The 17,013-nt window shown below is 41.5% G+C and carries 15 protein-coding genes; 1 reads left to right on the top strand and 14 read right to left on the bottom strand.

Annotated features, from left to right (window positions below; all coding sequences use genetic code 11):
* Position 1: 1 nt before the first annotated feature.
* The 3 genes from ACQP6D_RS04190 to ACQP6D_RS04200 all read right to left on the bottom strand — a co-directional run bounded on the left by ACQP6D_RS04190 (position 2) and on the right by ACQP6D_RS04200 (position 5,814).
* Positions 2 to 3,406, bottom strand: coding sequence for an LPD7 domain-containing protein (locus tag ACQP6D_RS04190; RefSeq protein ID WP_427857519.1), 3,405 nt, complete (start codon positions 3,404 to 3,406; stop codon positions 2 to 4).
* Between the two features lie 66 nt (positions 3,407 to 3,472).
* Positions 3,473 to 5,473, bottom strand: a complete 2,001-nt coding sequence (locus ACQP6D_RS04195) for a type IV secretory system conjugative DNA transfer family protein (protein WP_427857520.1) — start codon at positions 5,471 to 5,473, stop codon at positions 3,473 to 3,475.
* The gene (locus ACQP6D_RS04200; RefSeq protein ID WP_267390709.1) at positions 5,470 to 5,814 is read right to left on the bottom strand and encodes a single-stranded DNA-binding protein; all 345 of its coding nucleotides are present in this window, start codon (positions 5,812 to 5,814) and stop codon (positions 5,470 to 5,472) included. The genes ACQP6D_RS04195 and ACQP6D_RS04200 overlap by 4 nt, the downstream gene beginning before the upstream one ends.
* Here ACQP6D_RS04200 and ACQP6D_RS04205 point away from each other — a divergent pair, their 5' ends adjacent.
* Positions 5,815 to 6,069 (top strand): hypothetical protein, encoded by a 255-nt coding sequence (locus ACQP6D_RS04205; RefSeq protein WP_427857521.1) that lies wholly within the window; start codon positions 5,815 to 5,817, stop codon positions 6,067 to 6,069.
* A gap of 158 nt (positions 6,070 to 6,227) precedes the next feature.
* Here the strand turns inward: ACQP6D_RS04205 and ACQP6D_RS04210 are convergent, their stop codons facing one another.
* The 11 genes from ACQP6D_RS04210 to ACQP6D_RS04260 form a co-directional block, all read right to left on the bottom strand.
* The gene (locus ACQP6D_RS04210; RefSeq protein WP_427857522.1) at positions 6,228 to 6,701 is read right to left on the bottom strand and encodes a thermonuclease family protein; all 474 of its coding nucleotides are present in this window, start codon (positions 6,699 to 6,701) and stop codon (positions 6,228 to 6,230) included.
* Between the two features lie 62 nt (positions 6,702 to 6,763).
* Positions 6,764 to 8,212, bottom strand: coding sequence for a YadA family autotransporter adhesin (locus ACQP6D_RS04215; protein ID WP_427857523.1), 1,449 nt, complete (start codon positions 8,210 to 8,212; stop codon positions 6,764 to 6,766).
* Between the two features lie 330 nt (positions 8,213 to 8,542).
* The gene (locus tag ACQP6D_RS04220; RefSeq protein WP_267390705.1) at positions 8,543 to 9,637 is read right to left on the bottom strand and encodes an ATPase, T2SS/T4P/T4SS family; all 1,095 of its coding nucleotides are present in this window, start codon (positions 9,635 to 9,637) and stop codon (positions 8,543 to 8,545) included.
* A gap of 42 nt (positions 9,638 to 9,679) precedes the next feature.
* On the bottom strand, positions 9,680 to 10,993 hold the full coding sequence (gene virB10 / locus ACQP6D_RS04225) for a type IV secretion system protein VirB10 (protein WP_427857524.1): 1,314 nt from the start codon (positions 10,991 to 10,993) through the stop codon (positions 9,680 to 9,682).
* A 10-nt stretch (positions 10,994 to 11,003) separates the two neighbouring features.
* A complete protein-coding gene (virB9, locus tag ACQP6D_RS04230; protein WP_427857526.1) occupies positions 11,004 to 11,783 on the bottom strand; it encodes a P-type conjugative transfer protein VirB9 in 780 nt (259 codons plus the stop codon).
* Positions 11,784 to 11,833: 50 nt separating this feature from the next.
* On the bottom strand, positions 11,834 to 12,541 hold the full coding sequence (locus ACQP6D_RS04235) for a virB8 family protein (RefSeq protein WP_267390702.1): 708 nt from the start codon (positions 12,539 to 12,541) through the stop codon (positions 11,834 to 11,836).
* Positions 12,538 to 12,660, bottom strand: coding sequence for a hypothetical protein (locus ACQP6D_RS04240; protein ID WP_267390701.1), 123 nt, complete (start codon positions 12,658 to 12,660; stop codon positions 12,538 to 12,540). The genes ACQP6D_RS04235 and ACQP6D_RS04240 overlap by 4 nt, the downstream gene beginning before the upstream one ends.
* A gap of 129 nt (positions 12,661 to 12,789) precedes the next feature.
* The gene (locus tag ACQP6D_RS04245) at positions 12,790 to 13,017 is read right to left on the bottom strand and encodes a hypothetical protein (protein ID WP_267390700.1); all 228 of its coding nucleotides are present in this window, start codon (positions 13,015 to 13,017) and stop codon (positions 12,790 to 12,792) included.
* A 20-nt stretch (positions 13,018 to 13,037) separates the two neighbouring features.
* Positions 13,038 to 13,958, bottom strand: a complete 921-nt coding sequence (locus ACQP6D_RS04250) for a type IV secretion system protein (protein WP_267390699.1) — start codon at positions 13,956 to 13,958, stop codon at positions 13,038 to 13,040.
* A gap of 48 nt (positions 13,959 to 14,006) precedes the next feature.
* A complete protein-coding gene (locus ACQP6D_RS04255; RefSeq protein WP_267390698.1) occupies positions 14,007 to 14,651 on the bottom strand; it encodes a type IV secretion system protein in 645 nt (214 codons plus the stop codon).
* 57 nt (positions 14,652 to 14,708) lie between these two features.
* Positions 14,709 to 16,997, bottom strand: a complete 2,289-nt coding sequence (locus ACQP6D_RS04260; protein ID WP_267390697.1) for a conjugal transfer protein — start codon at positions 16,995 to 16,997, stop codon at positions 14,709 to 14,711.
* Positions 16,998 to 17,013: the final 16 nt, after the last annotated feature.

Below are 17,013 nucleotides of genomic sequence, written 5' to 3' on the forward strand. Positions count from 1 at the left end.
TTTACCTCTCAATTTCTGGTTCAGTAGATGGTGTGGCTGTTTGCTCAGGTTGTGATTTTTGCAACAAGTCTGGCGATGGGATCTGAATAGGTTTGGGTAACGTTAGCTTATTCCCCGCCATAGCTTTCGTTGTGTTTACATAAAAATTTTTCAGTGCCTGGTTTAATTCTGGTTCTTTTACCCCGCGTAAAGCATCCAAGGTGGCGCGCTCATAAAATTCTAACTGTGCTTTTGCATCACGGCTGAGATTGGCAGCTTTTTGAAGATACTCTTGTTTGGCTGTTTGAAAATCAATATTTCTTTCTGGTTCTATTTCGGATTGGATTGGTTCGTAATGAATCGATTCCTGTTCAGCTGTACTTTGGTTTCCTTGATAACTGGCCCTTTCATTGTTTGAATTCATCACCTCGTTTTCAGAAGTATGATTAGGAAATTCGGGTTTATCTTGCATATGTGGAGAAATTTCCGGCTGTGGTACAGCTGCTGGTTCATTAGCTTGTCCATGTTGTAAGTTGGCTTGTTGCAATACCTCTATTGAAAATATGTTGCGGTTAACTTCTTTTTGAATCTGTCCAATTATTTGTCCGTTCTGGTCACGTTCAGGAACCTGGATTGTGACTGCTTCTTTCTTTTGTTTTTCTAGTCTGATTAAATCCCCGATTTTTGCGCCAGATTCTTTAATTGCTTCAGCCAGACCAATACCCCAAAATGTTTGTTCTTTGCCATTTTTTTCCACGGTAACGTAATAACTATCTTGATTGGTACTAACGTGCATGTAGGGAGCAGAGCCATGGGCAATTAAACGTTCACCTGGTGTGTTATCTGCTTTGATTGTGGTTTGTTGCTGCGGTTCTTTTGCCAATTCATGCTTAGGCATATCTGGTTCAATACTGTTTAGAGAATATTCACCGCGAAGCTTTTGAACCATAGCTAGATCAGCAGGTGTTGGTTTATATCCACGTGTTTTAATGCCTTGACTTTCTGCTGTTACGAACATCAAAGATTTAAATTCAGGCGTGCCAGATAGCTTGATGCTGTCCCAGCCCTTTACTTTGGCCACTTCAAGCATATCTTTAACAGTTTGCGCATCTGTACGCGCAGTACTGATTTTTTTGCCTTTGTCTTCGAACAGCACGGTAGTACCGTTTTTCATGGAAAGGTACTGGCCATTGGCCACAATATAGCGGTCAGCAAGATGATCAGGAGGAGCTTTGTATTTCAGGTCAGTAATCGGCTGTTTTTTCTCTGAAGCTGAACTGGTTTGCGTCTGATTCTTTTCTGTCTGTTTTGCCTTTGGGCTTTCTCTGTTTGGTTCTGTGGCAGTTTCCTGTTCTGGTTCGGATGCAGCTTGCTTTATTTTGGGCTGAGGATTGCGTTGTTCAGGAATCAGTTCAGGCTGGCTTGCTGTCACCTCTATATCAGGTTGTTGGCGGTTATCCAGTTCAATACTGTTAATGGTTTGTTCTGCTGTTGTGGCCATGGTTGCTTCTTCCTCTGGACGAAAAAAAACCGCCTGTTGGGCGGTGGTTTTAATTGCTGTGTCTGGTGGAGTAGGTGGTTCAGAAAGAACTGAAGCCAGCTCCTGTGAGCTGGCTTCTGGGTTTATTTGCTGTTCCTGCTGAACCTGAATTGCTTTGTGTAATTGTTGCTCATCCATTCCAGGCTTAGCTTCGTGCTTTGCTGCAATGATTCTATCTCTGATTTGCTCAACATTCTGGGCTTTTCTGATGTGTCCAGCTTCGCCTTGTGTAAGTTTGTCAATTCCAAATCCGAACTCCTTTTTCCAAAAGTTGTCCATGCTGTTCCCGTGTTTACGGGAAATAGCATTAATCATATCTTGTTTAATCGCAATATTCAATGCGCCCTCATGAGCGGTCATGACAGCTGCACCGACTACTTTACCGCCATTGATTTCAATATAACCTCTTAGGTTAGCCAACGTACTACCCACTGATAAAGTATCGTCGATTAGCAAGTATTCCTTGCCTGCGGTAACTTCACCAGTAAACAGGGGTTGAAATGCCAGCCGATGATCGATACCTGAACCGGTGCGATTTACTTTATTGGCCTGTAAGATATTGTGGTCCACAGGTAAATCAAGTTCTTTGGCCAATACCGTGGCCATTGCGCGCGGTATTTGGTTTTCGCCGGAGGCTTCAATGGCACTTACCGGTACAATAGTGACCTCATGGCCATCTATCATTTCATTAACCTGTGCTAGGGTATCAGCGGTAATCAGTTTGGCCACCAGCTGCATTGCGGCCTGCTCATCGCCGCTCTTGGCAGCGGTGTATTCAGTCTCGTTTTTAAGTTCGCCCATATTGCCGTTCCGGATTACTGGGGGAAAATCATTCCAGGCAGTACGTGCGGGTTTTGGCCATAGAGATTCAGATTCTATTTTCTGACCAGGTAATAATACCTGTTTTACGCTATCCAGACCGGCAAGAGCATGTAAATCGTTAAAGTCAGATGGGTAGGAGTCTTTACCATTTTGTGCCTGGTACGTTGCTATTTGTTCGTTACTGAACTCAGGCAAGATAACTTTGGCCCGTGGTCCGAAGATGCTAGCAGCCTGCATGGCATGCGTGATACCGGTTTTACTGGCATCGTTATCAGCTGCAATGATTACCGGCGTTTCTGGGGGTAGTGACTGCACTAGTTTTTTGGCAACTGGCTGCAGATTGCCTGCATTAAAAGCCACTATCACAGGAATACCTGTTGCCTGATAGATGCTGGCTGCTGTGGCCACTCCCTCAGCCATTACCACGCCCTGATTCATGCGCCTGGTATCACCGATAAATGTATAACTGCCTTGCATCCGCCCGCCAGCCAGAAACCGTTTTGCACCATCCTGATTGATAAACTGCATGGAAACAATTTTTTTATCCTGTAGTACCGGTATCAGCAGGTTATCATTACCTTTGTATTTACCCTGACGTAACTGGCCAATGATTGCAGGATCGGTAATGCCTTTTTTTACCAGGTAAGGATGACTGGCAGAGGCCGGTTTGTTTTTCGCCCAAATCTGCTGTGCGGACTTTTCTGCCTTTGAGTGAGCCTTTCGGGTTGCCTCTGCTTCGGCCAGTCTACGTTGTTCGGCTTCAGCCTTGCGTATGGCCACTTCTTCAGCTGAGGGTGGAATATAAGGTTTATTTGGCTTATATCCAGCGTTACGGGCTTCATAGAACAGGGTATTAATATGTATATTGCCGCGTTTGAGGCTTTTCCATACGTCTTTTGCTGCTCGGGCACTATAATTGTCACTGTTCTGTGACCATTTGTCCCAAATGTCAAAACCCTGTTCGCCCAGTTCGTCTTTGATGGCTGCACCCATTTTTACCCACATTTCGCGTGAATGTGCATCAAGGTGATTGAGTGCAATTCTGATTTCATCAATATCACTCATCAGGAACTCCTTATAAGCAAAAAAAAACCGCCAGCTGGCGGATGGATTTTATTTGTTAGATTATCACTACGAATTATTCAGCACTGCTTTGAAAATCGGCATTGAGTCAATGCCAAGATTAGCATCAATATATTTACTAAGTTCGTTAATGAATTCAGGTGTACTGTCCGGCGTAATCAGATTACCTAACAGTGTCTTGCCGATATCTTCTGCGTTTGTTGTGTCTCGCCAGTCTGTCTGTGAGAGTTCTTCCGTAGGAATATATTGCGCTACGGGTGTTTTGTGTGTCTGTAAAGGTGTTTTGGTCGTAACATTTAATACTGGTATATGTGGTGCATGCAGATTAGCTCTCCTTATGAACACATCATCTTTATAGTACATAATTTTATCTGCAAGAATAGGAAGCTGACCGGATTGTTTAATAACACATTTTTCATAAGGCATTGTTCTAAGTTCCTGAGGCATCATGAGTGCACGACGCTGGTCGGATATACTTTGACTATTACTGCTGCCTCGTCCAGAAGAGTGTGACTTTGATTTGGACTTAAATGTTTCATAACCTATCATTTTACTTAGTGCTTCTGCATCACTTTCATCAGAACACGTAAATGCAATTTGTGTATTGAAATTAGTAAAAAATGTCCTTGCTGCTTCTTTTCCATACAGTTCGGCAATCTGTGCTGGTGATTGCATAATGATTAGTAATCGCAGACCATAACCAGCTAGATAAGCAACACCGTTAATAACAGCTTTCATATAACCCATAGATGGAAATTCATCCATCAACAGTAAACACTGATATTTCAGTGTCGGATTGTTTTCAGGTAATCCTTGTTGGAGGTTGACGGCTATTAGCTGGCTGTAAAAAAGATTTATTAAGCGTGAAAGCGGTGATACATCTTCCGGAGAAACAGCTAAATAAATTGTCATGCGCTGTTTTCTCAAATCAGTCAGATAGAAATCATCTTCACAGGTAGTTGCTTCAACCACTGGATCCAGAAAAATACCCAGTGGTGCCGTTAATGTGGCCAAAATGTCTGCGCCAGTTTTAACATTACCATTGGCAAATCCAAGCAATAGGGTTTTACAGTTATTGCTTAGTTTGGTTGTTTCTTGTTGTTCACGTAGCATAACTTCTTCCTTAATCCATTCGCCCAATGTTTTCCCATTACTCGGAGCAGTCAGGCGGAAAAGGTTGGATAAAGTTGTTTTTTGCGTGATGTCCGACAGGTCTCGTTCGTTCTCAGTTTCAATCATATATAGCATTAGCCCAGTAAATAGCTTTTGGGCTGAATCAGCAAAAAAGCCAGATGTGCCACTGGAGTCTTTTACCGGCTTTGGAATCAGTACTTCTGCCATAATGAGAATATCTTTGTACATATAGCGAGGATCACGACGGATATAAGTACAAGGGTTATAGCGGTGCGAAACCAGGGGAGCTTGTGGTTTGATTGCGTGTTCTGGCGTTCTGCCACCAGGATTAAACAAGTAAACTTTCTGTTTTAGTATTTTTTCGCGAAAGCCAGAAGTAATGACAAAATTTTCCAGCTTTGGGTCTGTATTTACTAGGCTATGGGAATAATGTAATAGATTTGGGATAACAACAGCTATACCTTTACCCCCGCGGGTTTCTGCGGTAACAAATGCAAAAGCGGTGCTCGACCAACGTAAAAAATTCTTGCCTAATTTGGCAAGAAGTATGTCGGGTGGATCTTGTTTGTCAAACCTATCTTTTAGTAAACCGGCTTTATTGATTTCTACTTTTGTTGCAAAACGTGCAGAACCGTGCAGCTCTCGTTTGGGTTTATATAACAAAACAGCAACCATCATAATGAATGGTATCAGTGGCAGTACAAGGGAAACACCGCCTGTTACCCTGAATGGCATAATGTAATGGGGACTTATTTCACTTCTGTGTTGAAAGAGGTGATACATCATGCTGATAGAGGGTTCAGCCTTAATATGCGTCCATAAAACAAATATCATGCTGGCAAGGTATTGGCCACCTAAAGCAAATATCAGGCTGCAAATGACAGAAAATATCAGCAATCCGAGTAGCTTCTTCATGGCTTCTCCTTGCTTGAAGACAACATAACCATTTTGTCAACGTGGATTTCCCACACAGAACGTTTTTCTCCATTGACTTCGTAGGATCGCATGCGTAATGGACCTCGGACAAATACTGCATCACCCTTATCAAGATATTGATTGGCTCGTTCAGCCAATTCACCATAAAGGAGGGCTGTAAACCAATAAATATTTTCTTGTACAGTTCCCTCACGATTGGTGTATTTTTCATTGACAGCAATTTGTATTCGGGTGACTGCAACGGAGTCATTAGTGTAAGCTACTATCGGCTTTTTACCCAGATTGCCTATAATCTCAATGCAATTGTAATATGGATTCATATGATTCTACCTGATGAAAAAATTAAAGAATTGGAATTACAGATAACTCAACTACGACAGGAACAAGAAAATTTGAAAAGGGGACTGCAAGAATTATTACTGGCAGTTATGTCCAGCTCACCAGATCAGCCTATTTCAAAAGAACAAAAACGGTCTTTAGATAATCTACTGGGTGAAGCTAGTGAGCTGAGTGAATTGTTTGATGATGATAATTTCTGGCTTAGGCTTGATAATCTTTGTCGCAACCGTCTTTGAATTTGCTTCGCAGATTGCGTTTAATCATTTCCACATTTTTGCTGTCAGAATTAAAGTTATTGCCTAGTTTCTCTAAAGTGCGGTGCTTGCAGCTGTCCTGAAGTGCCGTATTTTTTGAAATACTAGATTGTTGAGAATTTTTCTTTGAAGTATTCATTTTAATATCTACCTTTGAACAGATGGCGATAATCCTCTGGATAAATAGGGTGGGCATCTTTCCATAGCCCCAGTTTTTGCTTACGGGCTACCTTTTCAACTTCGTTATAGTCTTTCTGTGGATAACGCCGATAAGACCAGGCATAGCCAGTTTCTACCATTTGACGATTGATATCCTGACCATTCAAATAAACGGTGCCGATTTCGCGGCCGTAACGATCTGTACCTTTGATATCAATTTGTACCGACTGGCGAAAAATCATACCTGCTAATGCTTGCTTGGACTTTTGACCGAATGCCTGTTTACTTTCAGGAGCATCAATACCGGCAAATCGGATACGGTGTTGCGTATTGTTTTTATCTAGGCACCGTACAGTGTCTCCATCACTAATTTTGATGACGTTACAAGTGAGCGTGGAGGCAAAAGAGGGTGTGGTACAGATTAGTAAAAGCAATGGAATTGTAAATCTGTTCATCATATTCTCATGTGTATAATAGAAAGCCCTTTGTTACCAAAGGGCAGGTTGTGAACTGATATTTAAAATACGAAGCTGAAGCCGATTTTTCCTACCGCTCGGGTACTGGAGCCAAAGGCCTGTGCAACGCCGCCATACAGTTTTGTTTTGCCTGTGGTGGCTAGATAATTAATGCCCCAGCCGATTGCATTTTCACCATCATAAGTACCGAATCCGAAACCTGTGGCCACATGTCCCGGTTCCTGTTCCGGGTACTCAATGCTCATGGCGGCCACGCTGGCAATACCCTGAGATGAAACTTTACGGTTTCGTTCAATTTTGTTGTTAAGGGCGTTTAGGTGAGTACTGTTTTGATTTTGATATTCACGTAACTGTGACACATTAACAGCATCATTGGGATTTACCCCATTGGCTACACCTGTAAGAACTCGGTCACCATTTGCACCACTGATATTGATTACAGTTGAAGTACCTGATTTATCAATTGTGGTAGTTTTACCATCTGTTAAAACAAGTCCGGCTTGGCCAGTTTTAATTCTGTTGATTTCATTATTAGTATCCTGTTGTACCTGCCACAGCTGACCCCCATTAACGACTTCTGTTGACCCGTTACTTACCAAACCATTGCCAACACCCTGAATAATTGTGCGGCCATTAGTATCAGCGTTCTGTCGGTCCACTAAGATGGAACCAACCTGAATATTGTTGCTTGTTATACTGTTCAGGCTGATATCGTCAGCTGTACTAACTTCATAATTGGTGCTGCCATCCGCATTGGTACTGCTGTTGATTTTAATATTATTGCCTGAGCTGATTGTGGTTTTGGCTTTGGTTGCCGCCTCTTGAGCAGCTTGTTGTATCTGCCACAGCTGGCCACCATTAACTACTTCTGTAGATCCGTTACTTACCAAACCATTGCCCACACCCTGAATAATTGTGTGGCCATTAGTATCAGCTTTCTGTCGGTCCACTAAGACGGAACCAACCTGAATATTGTTGCTTGTTATGCTGTTCAGATTGATATCGTCAGCTGTACTAACTTCATAATTAGTACTTCCATCCGCATTAGTGCTACTGTTGATTTTGATATTATTGCCTGAGCTGACAGTGGTTTTGGCTTTGGTTGCGGCCTCTTGAGCAGCTTGTTGTACCTGCCACAGTTGGCCACCATTAATGGCATCGTTTGATTCCGCTTCAACTTTTCCATTTCCTAAGCCGTGAATAATGGTGTGGCCATCAATATCCGTACTTTGTTTGTCAATGGTGACTGATCCTGACTGGAGATGGTTACTGTTCACACCATTAAAGTTCACATCGTCAGCTGTGGTAATTTCATAGTTTGTACTTCCATCCGCATTGGTGGTGCTGTTAACTTTAATATTATTACCGGCACTATTCGTAGTTTTGTTCTTAGAAGCCTTGCTTAGCGCGTCATTAGCGATATTGATAGCTGAATCAGCAGTATTTTGTGCTGTATCTGAACCTACTTTAGCTTGGTTAATTTTATCCATAACCTTGTCAGTAATTGAAACCATGCAATAGGGATTTCCAACAGCGGGTTTTACTATTTCATTTGTAAGTCCCTGTCCAGTACTTACGCAAGGCACATTTGAATCGCTTCCACCTTCAGCATAGGAAAAATTGATGAATATAATTGATAAAGAAGTAGAAATCATTAGTTTTCTGAATTTTTGCATGTGAAACCTGTAAATATATTTGATAAAAAAAACCGGTTACTGAGTAAGTAACCGGTGAAAGATAAGATTAAGGTATTGAATTAACTTTTAGTTATTCATAATGTGTCTCCTGGCTTTGTACAATAAAAAAGCACGCATGGCGTGCTAGTTTTTACCCTGCATGGCAAGGAATTTCTCTACAGGGTCGTAATAAAGTTCTGTCATATGCGTATGCGAGAAAAAAGCAATCACATCAATTGTTGATTTGACTGTGCCCAGAATGTAGTCGTACTCCATGGTCTGACCGGTCGCTGATTCTTTCGCCAGCTGAGCAATACGGTAATGTACCGAACGGGCATCGTTGGCATGAACTGAAGTCAGTCCGCCTGGATGGCCGGTATTGAGCAATGATAGGTAATCCCACGCTTCATCGCCTCTAAGCTCGGTCAGAAATACTCTGTCCGGCTTCAGACGCATACAGGCTGCAATAAGCATCTTGGCAGTAATATGAGCTTTATAGAACAGATGGATATGATTGGGATGATTGGGTAAATCCAGTTCATGCGTATCTTCAAGTGTGATAAGGCGGGTCTGAGTCGGCACAAGATCTGCAATGGCTTTAGTGAAAGTGGTTTTACCTGAACCGGTTCCTCCTACCATACAGATATTTAGCTTATGTTCAATCGCCAGCTGGAAAAACCTATTCATGTCACGGTTAGCTTTGGCATCCAACATCTCATATTGCCAATCAGCAAGATGCACATCGGCTGGTAGTTTCATCTTATCGCTTACATCACGGAATTTCTGACCGTCAATGAAATGTTCTGCTCGTTCAGGACAAGAACTACCATATTTACTAACATCTTTAAAAGCCGTAATACGGCTCGTATTAATGTAGTCATTCAAAGAAAAACGTGTGGAAGATGGTTTGCGCAGACACAATACTAATGTATCGTCTTCACATGATGGCGGTATCATGATGTGTCCGCGTTCACCATCTGGTAGAGTGACTGAGTGAATGGGCTCTTCAAACGAGATATGCTTTTTGTTTAAGATAGCAAGAATGTTGGCCAATTGCAGTAGTGAAGAATAATCCAGCAGTGGATTTTCATAGCGGCTAATACCATTGGCCCCATCTGTGAACACTTCATAAGGCCGGTTAATCATTACTTCCGTAATCCCGTCCATATTCAAATATTCAGTTATTTTGAGCTTATCCAGCATATTGCGGGCAGAAGTATCATTTCTGATAGTGTTCATAAATTTGTCCTAAAATTACCCGCCTGCCCTTGCAGGCAGGGTTTAAAAAATGAACGGCCGCTTCACTACGTCGTATACATTGCTGAAATCAACATCACGAGCCACAAAAACGTTAATAATGCTGCCTTGATTAACGATGCCCGTAGGAGGTATGTTGATACTATTCTTTAATGCCTCTGTGGCCATTTCCTGTGCTGCCTGGCTTGTATTTTCATAGGTGATATTGTTGTTATCACCACTGGAAGATTTATTACTCAGGCTATCGCCCAGATCGCTAATCATGCTTATCATGATGGCTCCGCCAAAACGTTGCCAAAAGTGGTAATTCACTTTAGCTCCATGTCCACTCTCTCCCAGTGGTCCGGCTCCAGGGCTGGCTAATGAAACTTTTACACCATTTGGTGTCTCCACTTCATTCCATAGTACAAATACCCGAGCCTGACCTTGCAAAAGTGCAGCTGTTTGTTCTCCTATAATTCGACTGCCACGCTCTAACAGCAAAACTTTGCCATCAGCTGAGTAAACATCTCGGGTTACCTGACATCGCGTAAAGCCAGGCTGCGTAGTCACAATGCGGGTTTCCAGTGCACAACGGATACCAGTACCTTTAGTCAGGACTAGTGCTTGATTGCCTCGCTGTATAGCCCTTGTTTTTGCTGTTACAGTCGGATTTAGCTTACTGGCCAATCCGCTGCCACTATCGGAGCCGGAAACAGTTGAACCTGAATCACTACTACTTTCACCCGATACGGGCTGTAATGAACCTTTAAAGTTATTCCCATCCAGTCCTAAAACCACTTCACCACCTAAACGGCGACTGCGATTGGTCATAGTCGGACTGTTACCTGGTTGCTGAAAATCCGGAGAGCCAGAATTGGTATTATTTGTTGTGGCTACAGAAGCATTGCTATCAACTGCTTCTATGTTTGTCCCTGAAGCTGTAGAGGCTTCTGAATCAGCTAAAGAGCTAGTTTCAGATGCTTCGGATGCTGCTATTACCTGAGACAAAACAATATCCTGCTTATCTTTATTAAAATCTTTTGGATTAAGGTTGCTTACTGGATCGCTTGCTGCACTTGCGGTATTGGCGACATTTTCTTCTTGATTTGAAGAAGAAAAAGAGATGATTCCGGCAACTATAGCACCTACTGCAATCAATCCCATACCAGCGATGGCCACTTTAGTAACATTGCTTTTACTGTTGGTTTTTTCATTCAACGGCACCCCGCGTTCCACCTCATCATCTTGGATGATTTCCGCTAGGCTCTCTTCAGTTGCTTGCTCCGTTGGTTCAATCTGATTGTCTCCATCAAATTTGTTCGGCTTGAACCGTTTAATTAGCTTCTTAATAAACATTTATAACTCCTTATTTCACTATTCGTACACTATCTGTGCTGGATGTGCCTGTACGATTAAATTTCCCAACAGCATCGTATCCACGGTTATTGATACCAAGGACGGAACGTCCTAGTCTTAAAACAAAACGCGGAGCAGTCTCATGTACAACAATCGTGTCTTTCTCGATATGAGAATTGACCAACGCTTCGGTACCATCGGCAGTTACCCGATATATCGTCGGGAGATCTTTGTTATTGTTAAAGCGTAAATAGGTAAATAGGCCGTTGTCCCACATGGCCGTAGGAGCCAATCCTTTATCTCCATAGCCCCAGTAGTTTTTATTTTGGAGCAGTGCAGTGTCTGAAGTTTGATTAAAAAGGCTGGCTACTTTTCTATTTCTGGCCATCTCTTCAATCTGTTTAGATGCGATGGTATCTGGATAAGTGAATCTAAGAATGTACGTCGGAGCCTGTTTTTTATGGTCGCTGGTCAGTGACAAAGTGAATGCATAGGTCCTTTTGTTGGTGACTATCAGCATATTGGTAGCTGGTTTTAATACGGTAGGTTTAAAGATGATGTTGTTGCCTTTTACGGCGACTTTCCATGCGTCCGAATCTCCCATACCTAAAGCTGAGCTTTCACCTGAAAGCGTTTCTCCGTCTTCAAGCTGTACCAGTACAGCTCGGCCGACCTGACCACGAATGTGGTACACCTGATTATTGTGATATACCGCAGTCTGAATCCGACTATCACGTGATGAACCTGCCGGTATGGCTTCAGCAAATACGGGCAAAATAAAAGCAGCCATAACGGCTGCAAGGCAAAATTTAAATTGTATCTTCATGGAGAGTCTTTCTGTTAAGGCGTAGTCTCTGGATCTACACGATAGCTGGTAATTTGGAAACCTAGCGGGTTTATTAAGCGGTCTTTCTCCTGCGTAGGTTGATTGGTGTATTCATATGCGACAGTGGCTATCAATTGCTGTGGTGGTGTGGTCTTACTTGTGTCACCAGATATTGGAATAAGTTGTTTATCAAAACGTATTTGAGCCATTTGACCAACAAAAGATATTGCCTTAACTGTAACAATAACCTTGAAGTTATCTTTTAGCATTTTGTGAGGCGCGTTTGGATTATTGTCGCTGTAGATATTGGCAAATTCTTTTTGTATCGGCACAGCACTTAATAGCATGGTTGCATCATAGGTACTTTGAATGGTTTGCCAGTCATAGCTTTCGCGGTACTTCACGTATTGTGCGAGCCAGTATTTATCTATCACTTCCCCATAGGTTTTTTCGGACTGCTTCAGAGTGGTAACGATATCAGTAGCACCTGTATTGTTATCAACTCTGATAACGTAAGGCTGAACCGTTTTTAGAGGGGTGAGGGCGGCAACAGCTCCGATTGCCATGCCGGTAATGACCAGACAGCCTATTGCAATGCGCCAGGCAATTTTACTGTTGCGTCTGACCATATCAATTTCAGATTTGTTAAATGCTGCGGCTGACTGTATAAATTCATGAGCTTGTTTATTCAAGGTCGCCTTACTGTTATTAAAATTACTCATTTAATTCCCTTTGCTTCATTGTTGATAGGAAATTCTGAACCATGCGGTACAGGGACTTTTGAAGAATTACAGCCCACTAATACAAGAGCAGTAATCAGGCATAACAATACATTTTTCATAATAGTTCCTTGAATTGCGGACAAATTAAAAGCCACTGATCTCAATAGATAGTGGCTGCAAAGAAGTTGTACGTGGCAATAAAAAAGCCACCTAATCAGGTAGCTTGTGTAAATGGCTGAATATAATTTTTAGTCATCTCTTTCAATTCTAACGGTAACAACTGGAGGAGCAGCCATCGCAAATAATAAACGGACAATAGTCAAAAATAGAAATGCAACTGCAAAAGAAATTGTTACAGTGTAGCTAATTTTCATAGGTATGATTGGGAGCAGCGCAAATATAAAAGGACATAAAACACAACCCCAAAAGGAATATTTCCATAGTTTATTAAATATTCTTACAACCATATCCACCATATCTCTTCTCCATATAAGTATTATTTTGAAATGCTGCCACCACTGCCACTTCCCCCAGGTAATCTAACAGTTTTTGAAAATCTTGCTATAGACATAATGGTACGTGAAAACCCATTCACACTTGCACCACCTGTAAGCGCTGAAGCAATACTAGGCACATTCCATGCAACAATAATAAATATTACTGTTGATATAAAAAACATGCATAAAACTGGTAACAGCAAAACAAGAGAAGTTTCACCACCTCCAATTAAATTATTCAGATTATTATTAAAATAATCAAGTTGTAATACGCCTAATATTGTATAAAAACAAATTGTGATTGTATAGTTTAGAATCTGACCAATCCAGTTCATACCCCATTGTCTTGTGCTGGGAAACAACAAGCAGCCTATAAACAGAGGGCCAACCATAATCACCATTGCTAAAGATAATTTAGCGACAAGGTAGAAAGCTGCGGTTACTACAAAAAAAAGCCCTCCGAAAATAACGATGCCCAAAGCAATACCCCAAGCTGTCAATTTTTCCGCAAAATCCGTCATACTGTATTCATTGCCTATGGCAAAAGCCTTGCCAGACATTTCCATAACATTATTCAGCCCTGTATCAATGGCACTTACAGTATATGTACCGTTACCAAACAGGCTGCTTAATTCATCAGGTAGGGTATAAGCCATATTAGCAAGTTTCATGTACTGCCCTGCGTTAAACGCACAGCTGATAATAATCAGCCAGCCAAAAGCCCGTTTAGCCAAATCTAAAAAATTTTCATCAAACCCTCTGTTATACCCATCTATTATTACCAGTAGGATATAAATACCAAAACACACAGAAAAAAAAGGACTAATGGCAGCGATTAATGAACCTGTCTTACTAAATAGATTAGTGCCCATGCCATTCAATAACGTTTCTGCTATAGCTGAAAAATAGCCGCTATCCATATTTATCTCCTATACAACCAGATACCCTAAAGGTATCCGGTTGGTTGATTAGTTGCAGCTACTGTAATTGCGATCTACAAGGTGACGTGCTAGGCACGCATCACGCTGGCTACGTTGCATGCGAGCCATTTTGTCTTCCAGTTCGAACATTTTTGACATCATGTCCAGCTTTGTCTGATTGTTCTGAATGATGGCCTGTTCTGCGGTAATACGACTTTGCAGGTCAGCTGCTGCTTTAATATCCTGAGTCGAATTAATTTTGGTCATCAAACTTTGAATATTATCTAGCCGCTTTTTTGTATCCTGAAAGGATTTCAGGGTTGAGTCAAAATTGGCAAATAAAGCTTTAGCTGCCTGTTCTTGGGTGTATTTTTTACCTTTCAACAGGTCTTTGTAATTGGTTGCTGTAGCATTGCCATAAATTGCTTTCCATTCATTCGGCAGCTGTTCCTTAACATTGTTTAGTATTTGCCCCATATTACGTGTTCCACTAAGAGCTGAAACTTGATTTTTCAATTCAACTATTTGTTGAATTTGATTATCAATCTGCGTTTTACTTTGGACAATTTGCTGCAACATGTTGGCCGCGGCGGCTCCATCAAAGACAGGAATACCTGTAGCATTAACATTCACCGCACTTACGGCAAGCATAAGCGTCAAAACTGAGGCATGCCATTTATTTAAAAGTTTCATAATATCTCCTGATATAAAAAAACCGCCCGAATGGGCGGTGAGTTGGGTTAAGCTTTCTTATGCAGTTAACAGTTCTGCCTGTTTGCGTTTGCGTTCAGAGTTTCGTTCACGTACCGCATTACAGAATGGTTGATACCAATGTTCAGTTTCATCACCGTATGTGGCCATGATTTTATGCAGTAATTCGACTGTATCTGAACTACCGGACAGAAATGGCATTAAAGTTTCAAAACCATATAAATCCAGTTTGGCAAAAGCAGACTGTTTTGATTGTTTAATCAAAAAAGTTCTGCTTTCCTTACCCAATGCCATGAGTTCATCGTATTCTTTACGAGTGATACCACATCGCTGATAACTACCGTCATATTCTGCATCTGGATTTGGCAAGAATATTTTGGTAGGAGTCTGCTGAATAATGGCTGCAAAAATTGGGCAATTAATAGCGTCTTCTGGGGATTGTGAAACCAGAATCAGCCAGCCACCAAGTTTTCGGTCTGCCTTGAGCATTTTCAGCATTTTTTCCTGTAGTACTTCATAGCGAGCTGCGTACCAGAACTCTTCAATAATGGTAGCCAGAATACCATTTTGTTCAGCAATCATTTTCATCATTATTTCACGTAGATGAAACAGATAGGCCAATACCGGAGCAGTTGGCGGATAATCCACTTTGAGTATATCTGTCAGGTCAATGCCAATTCTGAAAAAATCTTCAGGGTTGAATAGGTTGCTCGGATTGTCCAGACACCAGGCAAACCTGCCACCTTCGCTTCTACACCATTTACTCAGACGCACACGCAACGAATTTTCATCTGGGTGCATTGGAATACTTTGTAGCAAATGACTGAAATTGCGGTTATCAAAATCAAGGCCTAGTACAGTATCAACAGCGAACTGAATTTCTTTTTCCTCAGTTGCAGTAAGCTTGCCGTTTTCATCTGCACCACAAATGCCAACCAGTGAGTACAGGAATTCTCTGTTTGCAGGAGTATCTGGTAATTGAAATGGATTTAGTCCTGTTGGCTGACCAGCTTCCAGACTGAAATATGTTCCACCTACAGCACGTACGAATATTTCCATGCCTCTGTCCAAATCCATAATAAACATAGCAGGATTAAAACGTTCAGTAAAAGCCATAAGTGCGCACTGAGTCGTCGTTTTACCCGTACCAGTTGCACCCAGAATAAGAGTATGGCCAGCTACCTTTTCACCAATATTATCTTCACCATCTCTGGAGAAATGAAAGTTAAAATCAAAGATAGTATTAGATACAGTTGCTAAAGGCATAATTGCAGAACCATCACCTAATGGATTGCCATACTTTTTCCCATGCGAATAATTATGGATACCAAATGTCGTGGCTAGATTAGTCGTGGTTTTTGGGTACGACCGCGGACGTTCATTGCTTCCGGGAATCTGACTGAAATATGTGGATGGAGCGGATAGGCCTGCTTTAGTAAATCGAAATCCGCCTGCGTTCAGAAATGTACTGTAAGCGCGCGAGCCATTAGTAGAAGCCTGTTTAGCACTATTCCCGAAGACAATCAATGCTGCATGATAATCGCCAAACATCAATTCACCTGAAACCAGCTTACCCTGAGCAACATATAATTCATTTTGTTGTTCGCTAGCCTGATCATTAGCTGATTTCATATTGTTCAGTTGCTTGCGAACATTAGACAGCATGGTATATGGATTAATGTATATCAGACTTTGTATTAAGTTGAACTCAAACGGTAATGTAAGAATATCATTAAGTATCTTCGGTTTAGATAGACCATAATCCTTTAAATCAAAAGCCTGCGCAAATTTAGGTTTGCCACACTGGGGGCGGATTTCAAACACATCTGTACCAAAATGTATATCTGCACCTGGTATGGTTTGGCAGGCATCAACGTCAGATAAAGGTATTTGCTGTTTATTACCATTAATCAAACTACTGAAAAATTCATATACTTCAGAAAAAATTATGTTTTCTCTGTTTTTATATACAGTCAGTAGCGTTGGTTCATATGGCTGAAGAGAATGCATCAGACTGGTTATTTGTTCTTCTGCTTCTCTAATACCCGCGTCCATATCACTATTCTTAATCACAACAGCAAGATGGAACACATTTTCAAAGTAATCATCAGTTTCAAAACGTTTTAAATATTTAGCTGCAAAATCTTTAGTGAATGGTGTATGAAAGTCGTAGTCACGATTAAAGTTGATTTTCTTGCGTTGTAATGTACACCATAGCGCAAGCCTGTCACCAAACGATTTGCCACATGCAGCCAATATGGTACGCAAACCAATAAAGTGTTGGTACAAAACTTTATCGTCTACACCATCAAAAGGTAAGCCCTCCATACGTATCACAAAGCAT

Origin of the sequence: Snodgrassella sp. CS2, from assembly GCF_050310315.1 — a bacterium.
Classification (GTDB): Bacteria; Pseudomonadota; Gammaproteobacteria; order Burkholderiales; family Neisseriaceae; genus Snodgrassella; species Snodgrassella alvi_E.

Bases quoted from the DNA above. Each gene is read 5' to 3' on its own strand.
- ACQP6D_RS04190 (WP_427857519.1), bottom strand. From the start codon at position 3,406: ATGAGTGATATTGATGAAATCAGAATTGCACTCAATCACCTTGATGCA.
- ACQP6D_RS04195 (WP_427857520.1), bottom strand. From the start codon at position 5,473: ATGAAGAAGCTACTCGGATTGCTGATATTTTCTGTCATTTGCAGCCTG.
- ACQP6D_RS04200 (WP_267390709.1), bottom strand. From the start codon at position 5,814: ATGAATCCATATTACAATTGCATTGAGATTATAGGCAATCTGGGTAAA.
- ACQP6D_RS04205 (WP_427857521.1), top strand. From the start codon at position 5,815: ATGATTCTACCTGATGAAAAAATTAAAGAATTGGAATTACAGATAACT.
- ACQP6D_RS04210 (WP_427857522.1), bottom strand. From the start codon at position 6,701: ATGAACAGATTTACAATTCCATTGCTTTTACTAATCTGTACCACACCC.
- ACQP6D_RS04215 (WP_427857523.1), bottom strand. From the start codon at position 8,212: ATGGATAAAATTAACCAAGCTAAAGTAGGTTCAGATACAGCACAAAAT.
- ACQP6D_RS04220 (WP_267390705.1), bottom strand. From the start codon at position 9,637: ATGAACACTATCAGAAATGATACTTCTGCCCGCAATATGCTGGATAAG.
- virB10 (WP_427857524.1), bottom strand. From the start codon at position 10,993: ATGTTTATTAAGAAGCTAATTAAACGGTTCAAGCCGAACAAATTTGAT.
- virB9 (WP_427857526.1), bottom strand. From the start codon at position 11,783: ATGGCTGCTTTTATTTTGCCCGTATTTGCTGAAGCCATACCGGCAGGT.
- ACQP6D_RS04235 (WP_267390702.1), bottom strand. From the start codon at position 12,541: ATGAGTAATTTTAATAACAGTAAGGCGACCTTGAATAAACAAGCTCAT.
- ACQP6D_RS04240 (WP_267390701.1), bottom strand. From the start codon at position 12,660: ATGAAAAATGTATTGTTATGCCTGATTACTGCTCTTGTATTAGTGGGC.
- ACQP6D_RS04245 (WP_267390700.1), bottom strand. From the start codon at position 13,017: ATGGTGGATATGGTTGTAAGAATATTTAATAAACTATGGAAATATTCC.
- ACQP6D_RS04250 (WP_267390699.1), bottom strand. From the start codon at position 13,958: ATGGATAGCGGCTATTTTTCAGCTATAGCAGAAACGTTATTGAATGGC.
- ACQP6D_RS04255 (WP_267390698.1), bottom strand. From the start codon at position 14,651: ATGAAACTTTTAAATAAATGGCATGCCTCAGTTTTGACGCTTATGCTT.
- ACQP6D_RS04260 (WP_267390697.1), bottom strand. From the start codon at position 16,997: ATGGAGGGCTTACCTTTTGATGGTGTAGACGATAAAGTTTTGTACCAA.